The organism is Stenotrophomonas sp. P5_B8 (assembly GCF_054049855.1).
On sequence record NZ_JBFULO010000625.1, the window covers coordinates 1 to 1,648 of the forward strand.

A 1,648-nucleotide genomic window follows, 5' to 3' on the forward strand; every position below is an offset into this window, starting at 1 on the left:
GCGATGAAGAGCTGGGGCGTCGGCATCGTTAAGGCACCCACGGCCGTCAGGGCGTGCCGCAGCTGTGCTTGTGCCAAGCGGGTGCCCCAAGGCSCTACGGTCGCTCCTGTTATGGCCACAGGCTTTCCCGCGAAGGCTGGACCGGCTGCGCCGCTCCGGGAAAGCCAGTCGATGGTGTTCTTCAGGACGCCTGGCAGAGACTGGTTGTACTCGGGCGTGGCTATGAGTATCGCGTCAGCTGCCGCGATGGCCGCGCGCAAACGAGCAACCCCGCCTAGTCCGCGTTCCCCCGTGGCCTCTAGATCCTCGTCAAACATAGGAATGTCGGCAATGGTGTCGTGCACCTTCAAGATCATCTGAGGCGGTGCCATCTGGGCGGCCGCATTCAAGAGTTGTCGGTTGTAGCTGTCCCGTCTCAGACTGCCAGCAACAGCGAGGACGTGGATTGAAGTAGCGGGGTATGCCATGGGGTGGCTCCTTGGGTATCAAAGCAAAAGAAGGGCCGCAGCCGTGATCAACGCAGCGCCCATCGCTCGGTCGAATCGACGCTGCGATTCAGGTGTGCGCAGAATCCCGGCAAGACGGCGACCTGCTACCGCCCACAAGAGCAGGCATGCGGTGGGAATCACCACAAAGATGGGCGCCAGCCAGGCAAACGTCATTGCCCCACCCATTGGTGGAAACGCGGCAACGAGGGACAGAACCATCACCCAGCTTTTGGGGTTCAAGAACTGGAACACAAACACGCCATAGAACCCAGCTGGCAGGGGAGAGTCTTTGCCTGGGCTCGCCGAGCCACGCATCATTGTGAGTCCTAGCCAAGCTAGGTAGGTGGCGCCCGCAATGGCGACACCCAAACGAAAATGAGGCGTCGTTAGCACGGCAGAACCCGCCGCAATGGTGCCTGCCAGCATCGCGATTCCCCCGCAGACAACGCCACCAATGGCCGGCCAGGGGCGGGAGCCGTCCCCAGCCGCTGCTGCCCGAAGCACCACGATATTATTCGGCCCCGGGCTTAATGCAGCCACGAATACCACGCCCGCAGCACCGGCGAATGAGTTGAAGATCATAGGGTTGCGCCTTCATCTGATACCCCCATTCTTGAGCCAGATACTGGTGCGCGCCTGCACCGACCTGGTCTATTCTTTAGGCCATGGACCGCTTGCCTCTCAATGCCCTTCGCGCGTTCGCTCTGGCATGTGCCCACGGTGGTGTGCGGGCGGCGCTCGCGAACTGGGCGTTTCCCATTCCTCCGTCAGTCGTTACCTCGCCGAGCTCGAGGCTTGGATGGGCATACCACTTGTTGAGCGCGATTCCGGGTCCTGGGCCCCTACGCCCCAAGGCGCGCAACTGGCTAGCGGTCTGCAAACCCAGCTGCTGGAGATGGCCAACGCCGTCGAGGCGGCCCGCGAGGCGAACTCCGTCTGTTCAGTGACAGTGGGCGTCGCGCCGTCCTTTGCCACCCGGTGGCTGCTTCCCCGGCTGCCTTCCCTTGCGCGAGCGCATCCAAGAGTGGAGTTGTCCGTGCTGGTCAATCAGCGCGTGGACAACTCGTTCCAGGACGTGGACTTGGCGATCCGCATGGGTAGAGGCCCTTGGCCTGGATTGCAATGCGAGCCCCTTATGGATGAATTGCTTTATCCGGTTG

Annotated in this window: 3 protein-coding genes and 1 pseudogene; 2 read left to right on the forward strand and 2 right to left on the reverse strand. The window is 62.2% G+C overall.

Features of this window, described 5'->3' with window-relative positions; genetic code table 11:
• Together ACXJKH_RS20095 and ACXJKH_RS20100 are read right to left on the reverse strand one after the other, a co-directional pair.
• Positions 1-467, reverse strand: a 467-nt coding sequence (locus tag ACXJKH_RS20095) for an NADPH-dependent FMN reductase (RefSeq protein ID WP_457322006.1), incomplete at its 3' end; no start/stop codon positions are given.
• An 18-nt stretch (positions 468-485) separates the two neighbouring features.
• Complete coding sequence (locus ACXJKH_RS20100) at positions 486-1,070, reverse strand: LysE family translocator (RefSeq protein ID WP_457322007.1); 585 nt, start codon at positions 1,068-1,070, stop codon at positions 486-488.
• A 127-nt stretch (positions 1,071-1,197) separates the two neighbouring features.
• Between ACXJKH_RS20100 and ACXJKH_RS20105 the strand changes: the two are divergent.
• Positions 1,198-1,287: pseudogene (locus ACXJKH_RS20105) on the forward strand (helix-turn-helix domain-containing protein); the annotation flags it as partial.
• A 96-nt stretch (positions 1,288-1,383) separates the two neighbouring features.
• On the forward strand, positions 1,384-1,648 hold a 265-nt coding region (locus tag ACXJKH_RS20110), incomplete at its 3' end, for a LysR substrate-binding domain-containing protein (RefSeq protein WP_457322009.1).

Bases quoted from the DNA above. Each gene is read 5' to 3' on its own strand.
- ACXJKH_RS20100 (WP_457322007.1), bottom strand. From the start codon at position 1,070: ATGATCTTCAACTCATTCGCCGGTGCTGCGGGCGTGGTATTCGTGGCT.